A 16,274-nucleotide genomic window follows, 5' to 3' on the forward strand; every position below is an offset into this window, starting at 1 on the left:
CCTCCCCTCCCGGGGAGGTTGCTCCATCCATCCAGTGAAGGGAGATCGCAATGTCCGTGATCACCAGCGACGCCGAGAGCACCGAGGCGACCGAGGTCGTGACGCTCGACGAGAGCGCCGCGGACGCCATCCGGGGCAACGTCCGGGCGTTCCTGGGCGAGGACAACACCTCGATGATGGGCGGCTGGACCAACTGACGGTCGGTCTGAGCGTCTGAAGTATTCGCGCGCCCGGTCCCACCTCAATTGGGGCCGGGCGCGTGGTTCCCAAGCATTCCAGCAAAGGAGTGTACGTCCATGCGATTCCTCAACATCCACCACGCCCGTGAGACGATCGGCCGACTCGTGAGCGCGGTCAACGAGCAGCCCCCGCCGACCGCAGTGGCCCTACCGGCTGCATACCGGAGCGTTGTCTCCGCCCTCCGCCCTCTGCCGGTCGAGGGCGAGGGCATCACGCTGTCCTTCGAGGACAGCGAGTGGGGTAGCTACCTGATCGAGAATAGGACCTTCGAGAACATCTTCGAGGGCTTGGAGAGCACTTCGGCCGACCTGAGGGAGCGGTGGAAGCGCGATCTCTCCTCAGCGCTCCTGGACACCAGGGGCCTCGTCCCTGACCTCGGGGCGCTCGTGGATCTGGTGGTCACCGACGTCGTGATGTTCAGCTCGACCAACAAGGGCGGCGGCACCGGTTCGACGCTTCCGGGCCTGGTCAGCATGAGCCCCGGGGACGAGTGGCGGCCCCACGACTACGCCGAGTCCCTGGTACACGAAACCGTGCACCTGAACGTCTTCCTGGCGGACATGGTGTACCGCCTCTACACGAGGCCGGCCAAGGAACTGGAGGCCGACGAGCACCGGGTCGTGTCCGCGGTGAAGTTCGGGCAGATGCGCCCGCTCGACAAGGCGTTCCACAGCGCGGTGGTGGCGCCGCCCCTCATGCTCATGCAGCACCTGAGGGGTGAGACCGAGTTGGTGGACAAGTTCCGTCACTCGATCCGCGAGTGCACGGACGGCCTGCTCGGCAAACTGGACCTGTTCACGCCGTACGGCCAGGGGATGGTGCGCGAGCTCGCGGCCTTCGCCGAGACGATCGACTTCGACCTAGTCATCCGGTCGATCTCGGGCCAGGAGTTCGCGCACTACGAGCTGCCTGTCGCCGCTTAGGGCTCGAACAGGATGCCGGCCTCCCTGGCGAGACTCAGGGCCAGCTCCATGGATCCTGGGCCTCGCACAGTGGCGCCCTTGAGGTGTGCGGCGCCTCCGACGTCGACCAGTGTGCAGTTGTCGAAGCTGACACCGGACTGAATGGCGACGTTGGCGAACTGTGCTCCGGTGAGGTCGCACTTCTCAAACCGGATGTCGCGGAGTTCGGCGAACTGGAAGTCAGCACGGGAGAGATTGCAGTCCCTGAAGACCACCGTCTTGAACTTCGCGTAGCGGAACAGCGTGCTGTCCGTCCGGGTTCCCTCGACAAGCACATCGCGGAAGTTGCCGTTGCTCCAGGACGACCCGGTGAGCCGGCAGCCGGTCACCGTGCTGCGAAGGATGGATACGTCCTGCGTTCGCACCGTGGCGAAGTCACAGGTCTCGAAGGTGATGTGAGCAAGCACCGACCGGACCAGGTGCATCCCGGTGAATCGGACGTTCTCAAAGGCGCATTGCTCGACTTCGACCGCTTCGCCCGCTCGGCCGACGAGGCTCAGCCCGCTGTAGCGCCGACCCCTGATCGTGGCGTCGTCCCCAAGGTCGTGGCCGGGCAATTCGGCAGGTCGCAGCGCCACCTGAAATCGCGGAGCCAGGGGGTTCTTCAGGCGAGGCATTGCCTGATTCATGAAGTGCACCTCACAGCATTCGTTGGGGCGGAGGAAGCGAACGCTAGCACTCAACTAGCTTATCAAAAAAGGCAGTTGAAACTACAGGCGCGTTGAAGTCCTGTGGCTATTTGGGCTTCCGAAAACCCAAAGACCACGCATCGTTCCGTCGCTTCGCCCCGTCGAGCCAAGCCGGCTCGACGGGGCGAAGTGGAGCGGTGAGCCCCCAGTGGCAGTTACGGCGAAGAGCGCTGCGGGTCGCCCCTCCGAAGGTCTGCATGCAGGAGAGACGGCGCTCACGGGAGCAGGAAGTCGGCCTGCCCGACTTCCTGCGCAGGCAGCCCGCCATACCTCCTCACGTAGGCCTGAAGTGAGCGTGGTCCCCACTAATCGGCGGCTCCTTACTCCCCGCAAGGAGCCGCCGGGGACGCCCGCCCGGTTCCTCAGCCCTGGCCGCAAGGTGGGCCGAGTTGCTCTGCGAGGCCGTGATCATTAGTCCAGGACGGGAATAGTGCCCGAACCGTGTGGACAGGCCACGTGCCCCTTCCCTACGGTTTCGCCCAGGCGGTCCAACCGAGGCCGAGCTGAAGGGGGTTGGCCATGGCTCACCAGCGGCTCACCGGCGCCGGCGCCGGCGACTGCAAGGACGGAGACTGCCCGAACGTCTACCTCACGGACCGGGGCACTCTCGTCTTCCAGGGGGACCCGTACGCAGAGCTGGCGGTACCGGCACACGAAGGCGCCGTGGAACTGCCCGAGCACGTCGTAAAGGAGGCCATCCGTGCTCTTGGATGGTGAGGACTGGCAGAGGGTTCTACACGGCTTCTCGCGGTCGGCGTTCCGGCTTGAGACCCTGCCCGCGTACAAGGTCGCGGGAGAGGCCGAAGAGATCGAGGAATTCCTGAACGGGTATCGGATCGACCCCGATACCTACACGTCCGGCTGGACTGACAGGCTCAGGGCGCATGCCGCAGCCGGTCGCACGGTTCAGCGTGTGCACATCGTTACCCGGCCGCTGAGCGACTATCTGCGGTACGAGTTCATGTACTACGCGCCGCATGCCAAGGCCGGCGAGGACATCCGCATTCTCGACCTGACCGACAGGTCGAACCCAGGCCTTCCGGACCAGGACTTCTGGGCCTTCGATGACTCAACTGTGGTCCTGATGAACTACGAGCCCAACGGGACGCAGATCAACCGCGTGCTTGTCGAGGGTGAGGTCGAGAAGTACCGGGAATGGCGGCGGATCGCCGTGGCCGAGTCCGTGCCGTTCATGGACTACGTGAAAGAACACGGGTGGCAATAGACCCCGGGCTCATCATCGCGGCGATGATCAGCGGCGATTTGTTCGGTCTTTCGAGCTGGCTCGACCAGCGGCACGGTCCCGAGGCTTTCCGTCGCACCTTCCGCTCACCGGCCTACTCGGGGTCCGATCCCGATGAGTGGACGACGACGGCGAGTCGTGCGTGACCGTTCGCGAGGTGCCCGTTGCTGAAGGCCCTGGCCACGGACAGGTCGGCCCGGTTGCCTGGCGCAGGAAGTCGGCTGGGCCGACTTCCTGCGCGTTCAGGTGCTTCTGCGCGGCGACCGGATCATGCCATGCCCAACGACCGCCGCAGGAAGTGCAGTTCGTGCCACAGCAGGTTCTCCACCACCGCCTCGTCCGTCGGCCGGTGGCCGGTGGCGCGCAGCGGGAGGACCTCGTGCGGGCGGCCGGCGGCGAGCAGGGCGGCGGACAGCCGCAGGGTGTGGGCCGGGTGGACGTTGTCGTCGGCGAGCCCCTGGATCAGCAGCAGTGGGCGGCTGAGCTTCGGTGCCTCGGCGATCAGCGAGCCGCTGTCGTAGTGCTCGGGGTGCTCGTCGGGGTGGCCGAGGAAGCGCTCCTGCCAGTGGGTGTCGTAGAACCGCCAGTCGGTGGGGGCGGCCCCGGCGCTGGCGGCGTGAAAGACGTCCGGGCGGCGCAGCACCGCGAGGGCCGCGAGGTAGCCGCCGTAGGACCAGCCGCGGATGCCGACCCGGCCGAGGTCGAGCAGTCCGGGCCGCAGCCGGTCGGCCGCCCGCAGGCCGTCGATCTGGTCCGCCAGCGGGAGCGTGGCCTTGTCCCCGTAGACGGCCTTCTCCCAGCGCGGCCCGCGTCCGGGGGTGCCGCGGCCGTCCACGACCAGCACCGCGAAGCCCTGGTCGGCGAACCACTGGGAGACCTGGTCCCACCAGAGTCCGCCGGTGGTGACCTTCTGCAGGGCGGGCCCGCCGTACGGGTCGAGCAGGACGGGCAGCGGGCCGTCGCCGGGGCGGTGGCCGGCGGGCAGGAAGAGCGCGGCGCGCAGTTCGCGCGGGCCGAGCCGGAGCAGTTCGGGTGCCGCGGTGCGGACCGGCGGCTCGGCGCGGGAGGCGAGCGGGAGCGCCGGGCGGCCCTCGCGCAGGACGGTGGAGCGGCCGCCGGGGTGGCCCGGGGAGCGGGTGGTGAGCACCAGCGTGCCGCCGCGCCGCACCCCGGTGTGCAGGCCGGGGCCGCTGCTCAGCCGCCGGGGGCCGGCGTCGGGACCGTACGTCCACAGGTGGGTCTCGGTGGGCTCGTCGGAGGCGGTGAACAGCACCTGCTCGCCGTCCGTGCCGAGTACGGCGCGCAACTGGAGCCCGGGCGGGGTGACCGGCTCGCCGTCGACGGTCAGGTGCCGGGTGTCGCCCAGGTCGGCGGTGTCCACCAGGGCGCCGCCCGCGGTGCGGGCCGGCAGGCCGGGGAGCAGTTCGATCCAGTGCGTGTCCCGCCGTTCGTCCAGCACCCGGGTGGCGCCGTCCGGTCCGATCGCCAGGGTGCGGACGGTGCGCTGGTCGCGGCTCTGGACGGCGGCGTACGGGCCGTGGGCGTCCCAGCCGGCGGCGGTGAGGTACTCGAAGGCGGCGCGGTCCCAGTGGACCTCGGTGTCCGTGCCGTCGAGGCCGAGCAGCCGCAGCGAGACCTCGGCGTTGGCGGTGCCGGCCAGCGGGTAGCGGACGGCGAGCGGTGGGTGGTGCGGGTCGGAGGGGTCGGCGAGGAAGAGGCGGGTGAGCGGGCGGTCGTCGACCCGGGTGGCCAGCAGCGCGGTGCCGTCGGGGGACCACCAGTGGCCGCGGTCGCGGTACATCTCCGCGGCGGCGACGTACTCGGCGAGCCCGTAGGCGACGTCCTCGGCCTCGGGTTCGGCGAGCGGGCGGTCGTCCGTGCCGTCGGCGCCGACGACCCGCAGGGCGCCGCCGAGGACGTAGGCGATCCGGCGGCCGGTCGGGTCGAGCCTGGGGTCCCGCGGCGGGCCGGGGACGGGGACGGTGCGGACGGTGCCGTCGGCGGTGTCGGCCAGCCACAGGGCGCCGGCCAGGGCGAAGGCGGCGAGCGTCCCGGCGGCGTCGGTGCTGTACGCGGCGATGCCCTCGTCGGCGCCGAGGGCGGCCGGGTCGGCGACCAGCCGTTCCGCGCCGGTGGCGGTGTCCAGGGCCCAGAGGCAGGCGAGCGGGTCGGTGCCGGTCCGGCCGCGCAGGAAGAGCACGGTGGTGCCGTCCGGCGAGGGCTCCGGCTGGACGGGGACGCCGAGGGTGAACCGCCGGGTGCGGGCCAGCTGACGGGGTAAGGAGGGGGTCGTCATGCCGGGCACCATAGGCACGGCCGCCGGGGCCCTGTCGAGCGTCCGATGTCCGAGCCCCCCGACGCCCGAGTGTCCGACGCCCGAGCCCCCGACGTCCGAGCGTCCGACGTCCGAGCACCCGATGCCCGAGCACCCGACGCCCGGGCGGCCGGGCGGCCGGGCCGGAAATGACGACCGGGGCCGCCGCGGATCTCAGGAATCCACGGCGGCCCCGGAGTCGTGAGCCGGAGGCGGGTCGGTCAGTGCACGTCGCCCATGAGGGCCTGGACCCGCTTGCGGTACCCGAAGATGGCGAGTCCGGCGAGGACCGCGAGCGACGCCTGCATCGCGATGATGCCGGTGCCGTCGAGGCTGATGCCGGCCAGCGAGAGCAGGCTGGTGGTGCAGTCACCGGCGGTGACGGCGAGGAACCAGACGCCCATCATCTGGGAGGCGTACTTCTGCGGCGCCATCTTGGTGGTGACCGAGAGGCCGACCGGGGAGAGGCACAGCTCGCCGATGGTCTGGATCAGGTAGATCGAGACGAGCCACAGCGGCGAGACCATGGTGCCGTTGTCCGCCATGGTCATCGGGACGATGAAGATGAAGAACGAGGCGCCGACCAGGAGCAGGCCGATCGAGAACTTCACGATCGTGTTCGGCTCCTTGTCGCGGCGGGAGAGCCACAGCCACAGCCAGGCGAACACCGGCGCGAGCGCCATCACGAACAGCGGGTTCAGCGACTGGTACCAGGTGGCCGAGAAGCCGAAGCCGAACAGGTTGTCCGCGGTCTTCTTGTCCGCGAACAGGGAGAGGGTCGAACCGCCCTGGTCGTAGATCATCCAGAAGATGGCGGCCGCGGCGAAGAACCAGATGTAGGCGGACATCTTGGACTGCTCGCCGGCGCTCAGGCTCTTGTCGCGCTTGATCCGGATCAGCACGGTGATCGGGATGAGCAGACCGGCCAGGGTCAGCGGGACGAGGGCCCAGTTCAGCGTGTAGACGCCCATCGCGACGATGGCGGCGTAGAACACGGCCGCGCCGACGACCGTGAGGCCGGCCTTCACCAGCAGGCTGTTGCGCTCCGCGGGCTGCAGCGGGTTGGGGACCTTGCTGCTCGTGGGGCTCAGGTGGCGGCTGCCCAGCAGGAACTGCACCAGGCCGACGGCCATGCCGACGGCGGCCAGCCCGAAGCCCAGGTGCCAGTTGTACTCCTTGCCGATCGTCCCGATGACGAACGGGGCGACGAAGGCACCGAGGTTGATGCTCATGTAGAAGACCGTGAAGCCACCGTCGCGGCGCGGGTCCTCGGGGCCGTTGTAGAGCTGGCCGACCATCGTGGAGATGTTGGCCTTCAGCAGCCCGGAGCCGAGCGCGACCATGAGCAGGCCGAGGAAGAACGCGGCCTGGCCGGGGATCGCCAGCGCGATGTGGCCGGACATGATCACGAACCCGGCGATGGCGACCGTCTTGCGGGCGCCCCAGACCCGGTCACCGAACCAGCCGCCGGGGTAGGCCATGAGGTAGACCATCGAGACGTAGACGGAGTAGATCGCCGTCGCCGTCGTCGCCGTCATGGCGAGGCCGCCGCCCTGGCTGCCCACGGCGGCGTCGGCGCCACCGGAGACCAGGTAGTAGATCAGCAGGGCGCGCATGCCGTAGTAGGAGAAGCGCTCCCACATCTCGGTCATGAACAGGGTGGCGAGACCTCGGGGGTGACCGAGGAAGGTCTTGCCGCTGGGAGATGCCGACGTCTTGTCGGCGTCCAGGGTCTTCGACGCCATGAGTAGTTGTTCCTTGCCTGACAGCGTCCGCCTAGGGGGGTGGCGGCGGACGTGGACGAAACCACTCTACGTGGCGACATTTGGCTTTATCAGATGACAAAAGCCTTGAATCAGATGTGGGAATGGCCATGTTGGCAACGGATCTTCCCGATCTATCGATGGTAGATGGGCGTGTCTTCCTTCGGATTCAAGATGCAGGCGAGGATTCTTCGCTGAACGGCCGGTCCACCCTGGCGTGTTGGGCGCGATCAAGGACTTGTATAACGATCACGCTCTGTGAACTACCTCACAAGGCGTACGGCCATACCCGGGCGGACTACCATCACCACATGACCTGTGTGCTGCTCGCCGAGGACGATCCGGCGATCTCCGAACCGCTCGCCCGGGCCCTGCGACGCGAGGGCTATGAGGTGCTCGTCCGCGAGGACGGTCCGACCGCACTGTCCGCCGGCCTCACCGAGGAGGTCGACCTCGTCGTCCTGGACCTCGGCCTGCCCGAGATGGACGGCCTGGAGGTCTGCCGTCGCCTGCGCGCCGACGGCAAGAGCTGCCCCGTCCTGGTGCTCACCGCCCGCGCCGACGAGGTGGACACCGTGGTCGGCCTGGACGCCGGCGCCGACGACTACGTCACCAAGCCCTTCCGCCTGGCTGAACTGCTCGCCCGCGTCCGGGCCCTGCTCCGCCGCGGCAACGTCGACCAGCTCACCACCGGCGCGCACGGGGTGAAGATCGACATCGAGTCCCACCGAGCCTGGCTCGGCGACGAGGAACTCACCCTCTCCGCCAAGGAGTTCGAGCTCCTGCGGGTCCTGGTCCGGGACGCCGGCCGGGTGGTCACCCGCGAGGAGATCATGCGGCAGGTCTGGGACACCACCTGGTGGACCTCCACCAAGACCCTGGACATGCACATCTCCTGGCTCCGCAAGAAGCTCGGCGACGACGCGGCCAACCCGCGCTACATCGCCACCGTGCGCGGAGTCGGGTTCCGGTTCGAGAAGAATTAGCGCCTGACGGCATCGGGCCCCAGGCGGGCCCTCGGCCCGCGGCAGCGGAACACATCGGGGAGCGGCAGCGTGAAACGCCGGATGATCAACTCGCTGCTGGGCGTCGTCCTGGTGGTGGTCGTGGTGTTCTGCGTGCCGATCGCCCTGGTCGAGAAGCGGACCATCGTCAACTCGGCCCAGGACCGGGTGGACGCGGCCGCCGTCCGGGTGCTCGCCCTGGTCGAGAGCCGGCTCGCCGCGGGGGAGCCGGTCACCGGGCGGGCCTTCGAGAGCCAGGTCACCGAGGGCAGCTACGTCGAGGTGCAGGTGCCCGGTCAGCCGGTGGTCTCCGCGGGCGAGCGCCCGGCCGGGAACCACCTGCTGAAGGCCGTCGAGCGCGGCAACAGCGGCGAGACCGTCACCGTCGAGCAGTCCCGCGAGGACGTCGACCACGAGATCGCCAACAACCTGTTGCTGCTCGGCGTGGTCGCCCTGCTGGCCGTCCAGGCCGCGGTGGCGCTCGCCGTCTGGCAGGCCAAGCGGCTCGCCCGGCCGCTCACCGACCTCGCCGAGACCGCCGAGCGGCTCGGCTCCGGCGACCCGCGCCCGCGCGACCGCCGCTACGGGGTGCCCGAACTCGACCGGGTCGCCGAGGTGCTGGACACCAGCGCCGAGCGGATCGCCCGGATGCTCACCGCCGAGCGCCGGCTCGCCGCCGACGCCTCGCACCAGCTGCGCACCCCGCTCACCGCGCTCTCCATGCGGCTGGAGGAGATCACCGCCCTCGCCGAGGAGCCGGAGACGGTCAAGGAGGAGGCGACCATCGCCCTCCAGCAGGTCGAGCGGCTCACCGACGTGGTCCAGCGGCTGCTCACCACCCAGCGCGACCCGCGCAGCCCCACCGCGGTCGCCTTCGACCTCGACGAGGTGATCAAGCAGCAGGTGGAGGAGTGGGGCCCCACGCTGCGGGAACAGAGCCGGGTGCTCTCCCTGGAGGGGCTGCACGGGGTCACCGCGGTCGGCACCCCGGGGACGGTGGCCCAGGTGCTGGCCACCCTGATCGAGAACTCGCTGATGCACGGCGCCGGGACGATCACCCTGCGGGTACGGCCGTCCGGCACCTCGGTGGTGGTCGAGGTCCAGGACCAGGGCGCGGGAGTGCCGCCGGACCTCGGCAACCGGGTGTTCGAACGCGCGGTCAGCGGGCGCAACTCCACCGGCATCGGGCTGGCCGTCGCCCGCGACCTCGCGGAGGCGGACGGCGGGCGGCTCGAACTGCTCTCGCTGAAGCCGCCGGTGTTCGCGCTCTTCCTCGGGCGCAGCCACGAGGACTGACGACGAGGGCTGGCCACGAGGGCCGGCGGGGAGGGGAGGGGCGGCTACTCGGCCTGGGCGTAGCGGATCCGCTCGGTGGCCAGCATCAGCTCGGCCTGGGCGGCCAGCTCCCGGCCGTCGGCGGTGACCTCCTGCTCGGTCTCCGGCAGTGCCTTGAAGACCCACGTCCGGTAGGAGAAGAACCGGAAGGTGGTGCCGGCGATCAGACCGATCACGTTCTTGGCGATCAGCTGGCTGGTGGGCGAGTGGTAGCCGAGCACGTGCACGGAGAAGGCGTTGATGCCGTTCTCGATCAGCATGCCGATGCCGCTGAAGATCAGGAAGAGGGTGATCTCGCGCTTGCGCGAGGCCGCGTCCCGGTCGCGGTAGAGCCAGTAGCGGTAGCCGAGGTAGTTGGTGCCGATCGCCACGCTGGTGGCGATGTAGCCCGAGAAGGAGTTGATCGGACCGGTCGTCTTGAGGCAGACCCAGAAGACCCCGGCGTTGACGATCACGCCGGTCACGCCGACTATGGCGAACTTCACCACCTCACCCCTGAGCCCACGCAGTTTCTGCATGAGCGAGGGGTTCGAAGCTGCGGTCGTCGCCATACCGGGTGGCCTCCATGTACCTGCGGGGAAAAGCGGTGTCCCACTGGGCCGGGGACACCCCTTGAGCCCTGCGTGCACGCACATGATCCGACCGCGCGGACGAGGACCTGGCCGTTCAGGCTACCCGCTTCCATCGAACGGCTCAGCCGTCCGGGGTGGGGGTTGACATCTACGCGCGTCCGCTCCGGAGGCCCCACCGGCGGCTCCACCGCGCCCGACCGGCCCGGATATCCTGGGCCGCGTGACTTCCCCGGGCAATGTGAATTTTCCAGTGGTGGGCATGATCGGTGGCGGGCAGCTGGCCCGCATGGCACACCAGGCGGGCATCCCGCTCGGGGTCAGGTTCAAACTCCTCGCCGACACGCCCCAGGACTCCGCCGCGCAGGTGGTCTCCGACGTCGTCCTCGGTGACTACCGCGACCTCGACACCCTGCGCGCCTTCGCCGCCGGCTGCGACGTGATCACCTTCGACCACGAGCACGTCCCCACCGAGCACCTACGGGCCCTGGAGGCCGACGGCATCGCCGTCCGCCCCGGCCCGGACGCCCTGGTCAACGCCCAGGACAAGGGCGTGATGCGGGCCAAGCTGGACTCCATCGACGTGCCCTGCCCCCGGCACCGCATCGTCGCCGACCCGGCCGACGTCACCGCCTTCGCGAACGAGGGCTCCGGCTACCCCGTCGTCCTGAAGACCGTCCGCGGCGGCTACGACGGCAAGGGCGTCTGGGTCGTCGACGACGAGGAGCAGGCGCAGGCCCCGTTCCTGGCCGGCGTCGCGGTGCTGGCCGAGGAGAAGGTCGACTTCGTCCGCGAGCTGGCCGCCAACGTGGTCCGCTCGCCCAGTGGCCAGGCCGTCGCCTACCCGGTGGTGGAGAGCGTCCAGGAGAACGGCGTCTGCGCCGAGGTCACCGCCCCCGCGCCGGACCTCGACCCGGCCCTGTCCGACGAGGCCCAGCAGCTCGCCCTGCGGATCGCCGGCGACCTCGGCATCGTCGGCCACCTCGCCGTCGAGCTGTTCCAGACCCGGGACGGCCGCATCCTGGTCAACGAGCTGGCCATGCGCCCGCACAACTCCGGGCACTGGACCCAGGACGGCGCCGTCACCTCGCAGTTCGAGAACCACCTGCGGGCCGTCCTCGACCTCCCGCTCGGCGACCCCCGCCCGCGCGCCAGGTGGACCGTCATGGTCAACGTCCTCGGCGGCGACTACCCCGACATGTACCACCCCTTCCTGCACTGCATGGCCCGCGACCCCGGGCTGCGGATCCACATGTACGGGAAGGACGTGAAGCCCGGCCGCAAGGTCGGCCACGTCAACGTCTTCGGGGACGACCTCGAAGACGTCCGCGAGCGCGCCCGCCACGCGGCCGCCTACCTGCGAGGAACGATCACCGAATGACCTCTCCGCTCATTGGCATCGTGATGGGCTCGGACTCCGACTGGCCGGTCATGGAGGCCGCCGCCCAGGCGCTCGACGAGTTCGAGGTCCCCTACGAGGTGGACGTCGTCTCCGCCCACCGGATGCCCCGCGAGATGGTCGCGTACGGCGAGCGGGCCCACGAGCGCGGACTGAAGGCGATCATCGCCGGCGCCGGCGGCGCGGCCCACCTGCCGGGCATGCTCGCCTCCGTCACCCCGCTGCCGGTCATCGGCGTGCCGGTGCCGCTGCGCTACCTGGACGGCATGGACAGCCTGCTGTCGATCGTCCAGATGCCGGCCGGCGTTCCGGTGGCGACCGTCTCGGTGGCCGGCGCGCGCAACGCCGGCCTGCTCGCGGTGCGGATGCTCGCCGCCTTCGACCCCGAGCTCACCGAGAAGATGACCGACTTCCAGGCCGAGCTGAACAACCAGGCCACCGAGAAGGGCGCCAAGCTGCGCGCCAAGGTGGCCGGTTCCTCCTCCTTCGGATTCGGCAAGTAATCCCGCCGGTGGGGGTGGGGTAGAACAGCCCGTATGACTTCTCGGACGGACTCCTCCCCCACCCCGCTCGACCGCGCCCGCGCCCTGCTGCGCACCGCCCCCGTGGTGGACGGCCACAACGACCTCCCCTGGGCGATGCGCGAGCAGGCAGGGTACGACCTCGGCGCGCTCGACCTCGCCGCCGACCAGAGCGACCGCCTGCACACCGACCTCGCCCGCCTCGCGGAGGGCGGGGTCGGCGCGCAGTTCTGGTCCGTCTACGTCCCCTCCTCGCTGGCCGGCGACCACGCGGTGAGCGCCACCCTGGAGCAGGTCGACTTCGTCCACGCCCTGGTCGAGCGCTACCCGGACCGGCTGCGCCTGGCCCGTACCGCCGCCGATATGGAGGCCGCCCGCGCCGAGGGCCGGATCGCCTCCCTGATGGGCGCCGAGGGCGGCCACTCCATCGACTGCTCGCTGGCCACCCTGCGCGCCCTGTACGAACTGGGCGTGCGGTACCTGACGCTCACCCACAACGACAACGTGCCGTGGGCGGACTCCGCGACCGACAAGCCCGTGGCCGGCGGGCTGACCCGGTTCGGCGAGGAGGTCGTCCGGGAGATGAACCGGCTCGGCATGCTGGTCGACCTCTCGCACGTCTCCGCCGACACCATGCGCGACGCCCTGCGGGTCACCGAGGCGCCCGTCGTCTTCTCGCACTCCTCCTCGCGCGCGGTCTGCGACCACCCGCGCAACATCCCGGACGACGTGCTCGCCCAGCTGCCCGCCAACGGCGGCGTGGCGATGGCGACCTTCGTGCCGAAGTTCATCCTGCCCGCCGCCATCGAGTGGACCCGGGAGGCCGACGAGAACATGCGCGCCCACGGCTTCCACCCGCTGGACACCACCCCGCCGGCCATGGAGCGCCAGCGCGCCTTCGAGGCCGCCAACCCGCGCCCGATCGCCACCCCGGCCACCGTCGCCGACCACCTCGACCACATGCGCGAGGTGGCCGGCATCGACCACATCGGCATCGGCGGCGACTTCGACGGCACCGCCTTCCTGCCCGACGGCCTGGACTCGGTGGCCGGCTACCCCAACCTGGTCGCCGAACTCCTCGACCGCCGCTGGTCGGAGGCCGACCTGGCCAAGCTCACCTGGCACAACGCCGTCCGCGTCCTGCGCGACGCCGAGTCGGTGGCCGCCCGGCTGCGCGCCGAGCGGCGCCCGTCCATCGCCACCATCGCGCGGCTGGACGGCTGAGCCTCAGCCCAGCCGCGGGATCTCGACGGCCGGGCACCGGTCCGTCACCACGGCCGGCCCGGCGTCCCTGGTCCGCTGGTGCGGATCCCGGTCGGGAATGGCCGGGATCGCGGTGGCGCTGGGGTGAGGTGAGTTCTCGGCTCTCGGCTGCGAGGAGGCAGGGCATGTACGGCGACCCGGAGACGGTTCGGAGGATCCTGACCGAGGCAGGGGACACCTGGGCCGTCGTGGGCCTCTCGTCCAACCGGCGACGAGCGGCCTACGGCGTCGCCGAGGTGCTCCAGCGCTTCGGCAAGCGGATCGTGCCCGTGCACCCGAAGGCTGAGACGGTGCACGGCGAGAAGGGGTACGCGTCCCTGGCGGACATCCCCTTCGAGGTGGACGTGGTGGATGTGTTCGTCCGGTCCGACCTCGCTGGTGAGGTCGCGGACCAGGCGGCTGCGATCGGCGCCAAGGCCGTCTGGTTCCAGCTCGGTGTGACCGACGAAGCCGCGTACGAGCGGACCCGGGCTTCGGGGCTCTCGATGGTGATGGACAAATGCCCCGCCATCGAGATTCCCCGCCTCGGCCGGGCCGGTCGCTTCGGGTAGAGCCCGGGAACACGGAGGGGCGCTCAGCTCGGGCGGCCCAGGGCGCGGTAGGTCCAGCCGGCGGCGCGCCAGGCGTCGGCGTCCAGGACGTTGCGGCCGTCGAGCAGGCGGCGCTCGGCGACCACGGAGCCGAGGGTGGCCGGATCCAGCTCGCGGAACTCGGACCACTCGGTGAGGTGGAGGACGACGTGGGCGCCCTCGGCGGCCTCCAGGGCGGAGTGGGCGTAGGTGAGGGACGGGAACATCTTGCGGGCGTTGTCCACGGCCTTCGGGTCGTAGACGGTGACCTGGGCGCCCTGGAGCTGGATCTGGGCGGCCACGTTGAGGGCGGGGGAGTCCCGGATGTCGTCCGAGTTGGGCTTGAAGGCGGCGCCGAGGACGGCGACCCGGCGGCCCAGGAAGCCGCCGCCGCACTGCTCGCGGGCCAGCTCCACCATCCGGGAGCGGCGCCGCATGTTGATCGAGTCGACCTCGCGCAGGAAGGTCAGAGCCTGGTCGGCGCCGAGCTCGCCGGCCCGGGCCATGAACGCGCGGATGTCCTTCGGCAGGCAGCCGCCGCCGAAGCCGAGGCCGGAGTTGAGGAACTTGCCGCCGATCCGCTCGTCGTAGGCGAGCGCCTTGCTGAGCTGGGTGACGTCCGCGCCGGCCGCCTCGCAGACCTCGGCCATCGCGTTGATGAAGGAGATCTTGGTGGCCAGGAAGGAGTTGGCGGCCGCCTTGACCAGTTCCGCCGTCGCGAAGTCGGTGACCATGAACGGCACCCCGGCCGCGATCGGCTCCGCGTACACCTCGCGCAGCAGCCGCTCGGCCCGCTCGCTCTGGGCGCCGACCACGATCCGGTCCGGCCGCAGGGTGTCCTGCACGGCGAAGCCCTCGCGCAGGAACTCCGGGTTCCAGGCGAGTTCGGCGCCCTCGCCGACCGGTGCCAGCGCGGCCAGCCGCTCGGCCAGCCGGGCCGCCGAGCCGACCGGGACGGTGGACTTGCCGACCACCAGGGCGGGGCGGGTCAGGTGCGGCGCGAGCTCGTCGATCGCGGTGTCGACGTACGACATGTCGGCCGCGAACTCGCCCTTGCGCTGAGGGGTGTTGACGCAGACGAAGTGCACGTCGCCGAACTCGGCGGCCTCCTGGGCGGAGGTGGTGAAGCGCAGTCGTCCGGTCGAACCCTCGTGTCCGGCCACGTGCTTGAGCAGCAGTTCGGACAGCCCGGGCTCGTACATCGGGACGCGGCCCGCGGTCAGCATGGCGATCTTGTCCGGGTCGATGTCCAGACCCAGCACCTCGAAGCCGAACTCGGCCATCGCGGCGGCGTGCGTGGCGCCGAGGTAGCCGGTGCCGATCACGGAGATGCGGAGGGTCACGGGTTCTCCTTGGATGCGGACGCGACCAGTACAGATGCCCTGATGCTATCCGTCCGCGGGGAGCTCACACGGATCACCTGCACGGCTGGGACGCTAGGCAGCCGCAGGCCCGCGCCCTAGGATCTCTACTGAACGGTAGTTAACCGCGGATTCGACTCGCACCGGGCGTCGATCGGACCTCGCTCGGGCGTTGGTCACTGAACGACGAGGCAGGCATCATGGCGGGCAGCGCAGGGGCGGCTGACTTCGATCTCTTCCGGATCTCCGAGGAGCACGAGATGCTCCGTGAGGCGGTGCGTTCGCTGGCCGAGGCGAAGATCGCTCCGTTCGCGGCGGAGGTGGACGAGCAGGGGCGGTTCCCGCAGGAGGCGTTGGACGCGTTGCAGGGCAGTGACCTGCACGCGGTGCACGTGCCGGAGGAGTACGGCGGTGCGGGGGCGGACGCGCTGGCGACGGTGATCGTGATCGAGGAGGTGGCGCGGGTGTGTGCGTCGTCCTCGTTGATCCCGGCGGTGAACAAGCTGGGGTCGCTGCCGGTGCAGCTGTCGGGTTCGGAGGAGCTGAAGGCGCGGTACCTGGGGGCGTTGGCGCGTGGTGAGGGGATGTTCTCGTACTGCCTGTCGGAGCCGGAGGCGGGTTCGGACGCGGCGGGGATGAAGACCCGGGCGGTGCGGGACGGGGACTTCTGGGTGCTGAACGGTGTGAAGCGGTGGATCACCAACGCGGGTGTGTCCGAGTTCTACACGGTGATGGCGGTGACGGATCCTTCGATGCGCTCGAAGGGGATCTCGGCGTTCGTGGTGGAGAAGGGCGACGAGGGGGTGTCGTTCGGTGCGCCGGAGAAGAAGCTGGGGATCAAGGGTTCGCCGACGCGTGAGGTGTACTTCGACAATGTGCGGATTCCGGCGGATCGGATGATCGGTGCGGAGGGGACGGGTTTCCAGACGGCGATGCGCACGCTGGATCACACCCGGGTGACGATCGCGGCGCAGGCGGTGGGGATCGCGCAGGGGGCGTTGGACTACGCGAAGGGGTATGTGAAGGAGCGCCGGCAGTTCGG

Annotated in this window: 15 protein-coding genes; 10 read left to right on the forward strand and 5 right to left on the reverse strand. The window is 70.2% G+C overall.

Annotated elements, in window-relative coordinates:
- Positions 1-50: 50 nt before the first annotated feature.
- Together ACWDBE_RS32815 and ACWDBE_RS32820 are read left to right on the forward strand one after the other, a co-directional pair.
- Entirely contained in the window at positions 51-197 is a 147-nt protein-coding gene (locus ACWDBE_RS32815; protein WP_449788280.1) for a hypothetical protein, read from the forward strand.
- A gap of 99 nt (positions 198-296) precedes the next feature.
- A complete protein-coding gene (locus tag ACWDBE_RS32820; protein WP_449788281.1) occupies positions 297-1,163 on the forward strand; it encodes an aKG-HExxH-type peptide beta-hydroxylase in 867 nt (288 codons plus the stop codon).
- Here the strand turns inward: ACWDBE_RS32820 and ACWDBE_RS32825 are convergent.
- Positions 1,160-1,831, reverse strand: a complete 672-nt coding sequence (locus ACWDBE_RS32825; RefSeq protein ID WP_449788282.1) for a pentapeptide repeat-containing protein — start codon at positions 1,829-1,831, stop codon at positions 1,160-1,162. The two genes, ACWDBE_RS32820 and ACWDBE_RS32825, sit on opposite strands and share 4 nt — an antisense overlap.
- A gap of 760 nt (positions 1,832-2,591) precedes the next feature.
- Between ACWDBE_RS32825 and ACWDBE_RS32830 the strand changes: the two genes are divergently transcribed.
- Entirely contained in the window at positions 2,592-3,116 is a 525-nt protein-coding gene (locus ACWDBE_RS32830) for a DUF6879 family protein (protein WP_449788284.1), read from the forward strand.
- Positions 3,117-3,402: 286 nt separating this feature from the next.
- Here ACWDBE_RS32830 and ACWDBE_RS32835 read toward each other — a convergent pair whose 3' ends face one another.
- Both ACWDBE_RS32835 and ACWDBE_RS32840 read right to left on the reverse strand, forming a co-directional pair.
- A complete protein-coding gene (locus tag ACWDBE_RS32835; RefSeq protein WP_449809727.1) occupies positions 3,403-5,430 on the reverse strand; it encodes a prolyl oligopeptidase family serine peptidase in 2,028 nt (675 codons plus the stop codon).
- A gap of 239 nt (positions 5,431-5,669) precedes the next feature.
- Positions 5,670-7,193 (reverse strand): peptide MFS transporter, encoded by a 1,524-nt coding sequence (locus ACWDBE_RS32840; RefSeq protein ID WP_449788286.1) that lies wholly within the window; start codon positions 7,191-7,193, stop codon positions 5,670-5,672.
- A gap of 329 nt (positions 7,194-7,522) precedes the next feature.
- On the opposite strand from ACWDBE_RS32840, the gene ACWDBE_RS32845 reads away from it, so the two are divergent.
- Both ACWDBE_RS32845 and ACWDBE_RS32850 read left to right on the forward strand, forming a co-directional pair.
- Positions 7,523-8,197: a response regulator transcription factor gene (locus ACWDBE_RS32845; protein WP_392867016.1), complete on the forward strand. Its 675-nt coding sequence runs from the start codon at positions 7,523-7,525 to the stop codon at positions 8,195-8,197.
- A 69-nt stretch (positions 8,198-8,266) separates the two neighbouring features.
- A complete protein-coding gene (locus ACWDBE_RS32850; RefSeq protein WP_449788287.1) occupies positions 8,267-9,511 on the forward strand; it encodes an ATP-binding protein in 1,245 nt (414 codons plus the stop codon).
- Positions 9,512-9,555: 44 nt separating this feature from the next.
- Here the strand turns inward: ACWDBE_RS32850 and ACWDBE_RS32855 are convergent, their stop codons facing one another.
- On the reverse strand, positions 9,556-10,035 hold the full coding sequence (locus ACWDBE_RS32855) for a GtrA family protein (RefSeq protein WP_449788288.1): 480 nt from the start codon (positions 10,033-10,035) through the stop codon (positions 9,556-9,558).
- 325 nt (positions 10,036-10,360) lie between these two features.
- Between ACWDBE_RS32855 and ACWDBE_RS32860 the strand changes: the two genes are divergently transcribed.
- The 4 genes from ACWDBE_RS32860 to ACWDBE_RS32875 all read left to right on the forward strand — a co-directional run bounded on the left by ACWDBE_RS32860 (position 10,361) and on the right by ACWDBE_RS32875 (position 13,853).
- Positions 10,361-11,500, forward strand: coding sequence for a 5-(carboxyamino)imidazole ribonucleotide synthase (locus ACWDBE_RS32860; RefSeq protein WP_392867009.1), 1,140 nt, complete (start codon positions 10,361-10,363; stop codon positions 11,498-11,500).
- Complete coding sequence (purE, locus tag ACWDBE_RS32865) at positions 11,497-12,021, forward strand: 5-(carboxyamino)imidazole ribonucleotide mutase (protein ID WP_402410232.1); 525 nt, start codon at positions 11,497-11,499, stop codon at positions 12,019-12,021. The genes ACWDBE_RS32860 and purE overlap by 4 nt, the downstream gene beginning before the upstream one ends.
- A 33-nt stretch (positions 12,022-12,054) precedes the next feature.
- Entirely contained in the window at positions 12,055-13,263 is a 1,209-nt protein-coding gene (locus tag ACWDBE_RS32870) for a dipeptidase (RefSeq protein WP_392914441.1), read from the forward strand.
- A 164-nt stretch (positions 13,264-13,427) separates the two neighbouring features.
- Positions 13,428-13,853, forward strand: coding sequence for a CoA-binding protein (locus tag ACWDBE_RS32875; RefSeq protein ID WP_449788290.1), 426 nt, complete (start codon positions 13,428-13,430; stop codon positions 13,851-13,853).
- A 23-nt stretch (positions 13,854-13,876) separates the two neighbouring features.
- Here ACWDBE_RS32875 and ACWDBE_RS32880 read toward each other — a convergent pair whose 3' ends face one another.
- Positions 13,877-15,214: a UDP-glucose dehydrogenase family protein gene (locus ACWDBE_RS32880; RefSeq protein ID WP_449809728.1), complete on the reverse strand. Its 1,338-nt coding sequence runs from the start codon at positions 15,212-15,214 to the stop codon at positions 13,877-13,879.
- A 218-nt stretch (positions 15,215-15,432) separates the two neighbouring features.
- Between ACWDBE_RS32880 and ACWDBE_RS32885 the strand changes: the two genes are divergently transcribed.
- Positions 15,433-16,274 (forward strand): acyl-CoA dehydrogenase family protein (locus ACWDBE_RS32885; RefSeq protein WP_449809729.1); only part of this gene is annotated, 842 nt, incomplete at its 3' end.

The organism is Kitasatospora sp. NPDC001132 (genome assembly GCF_053598415.1).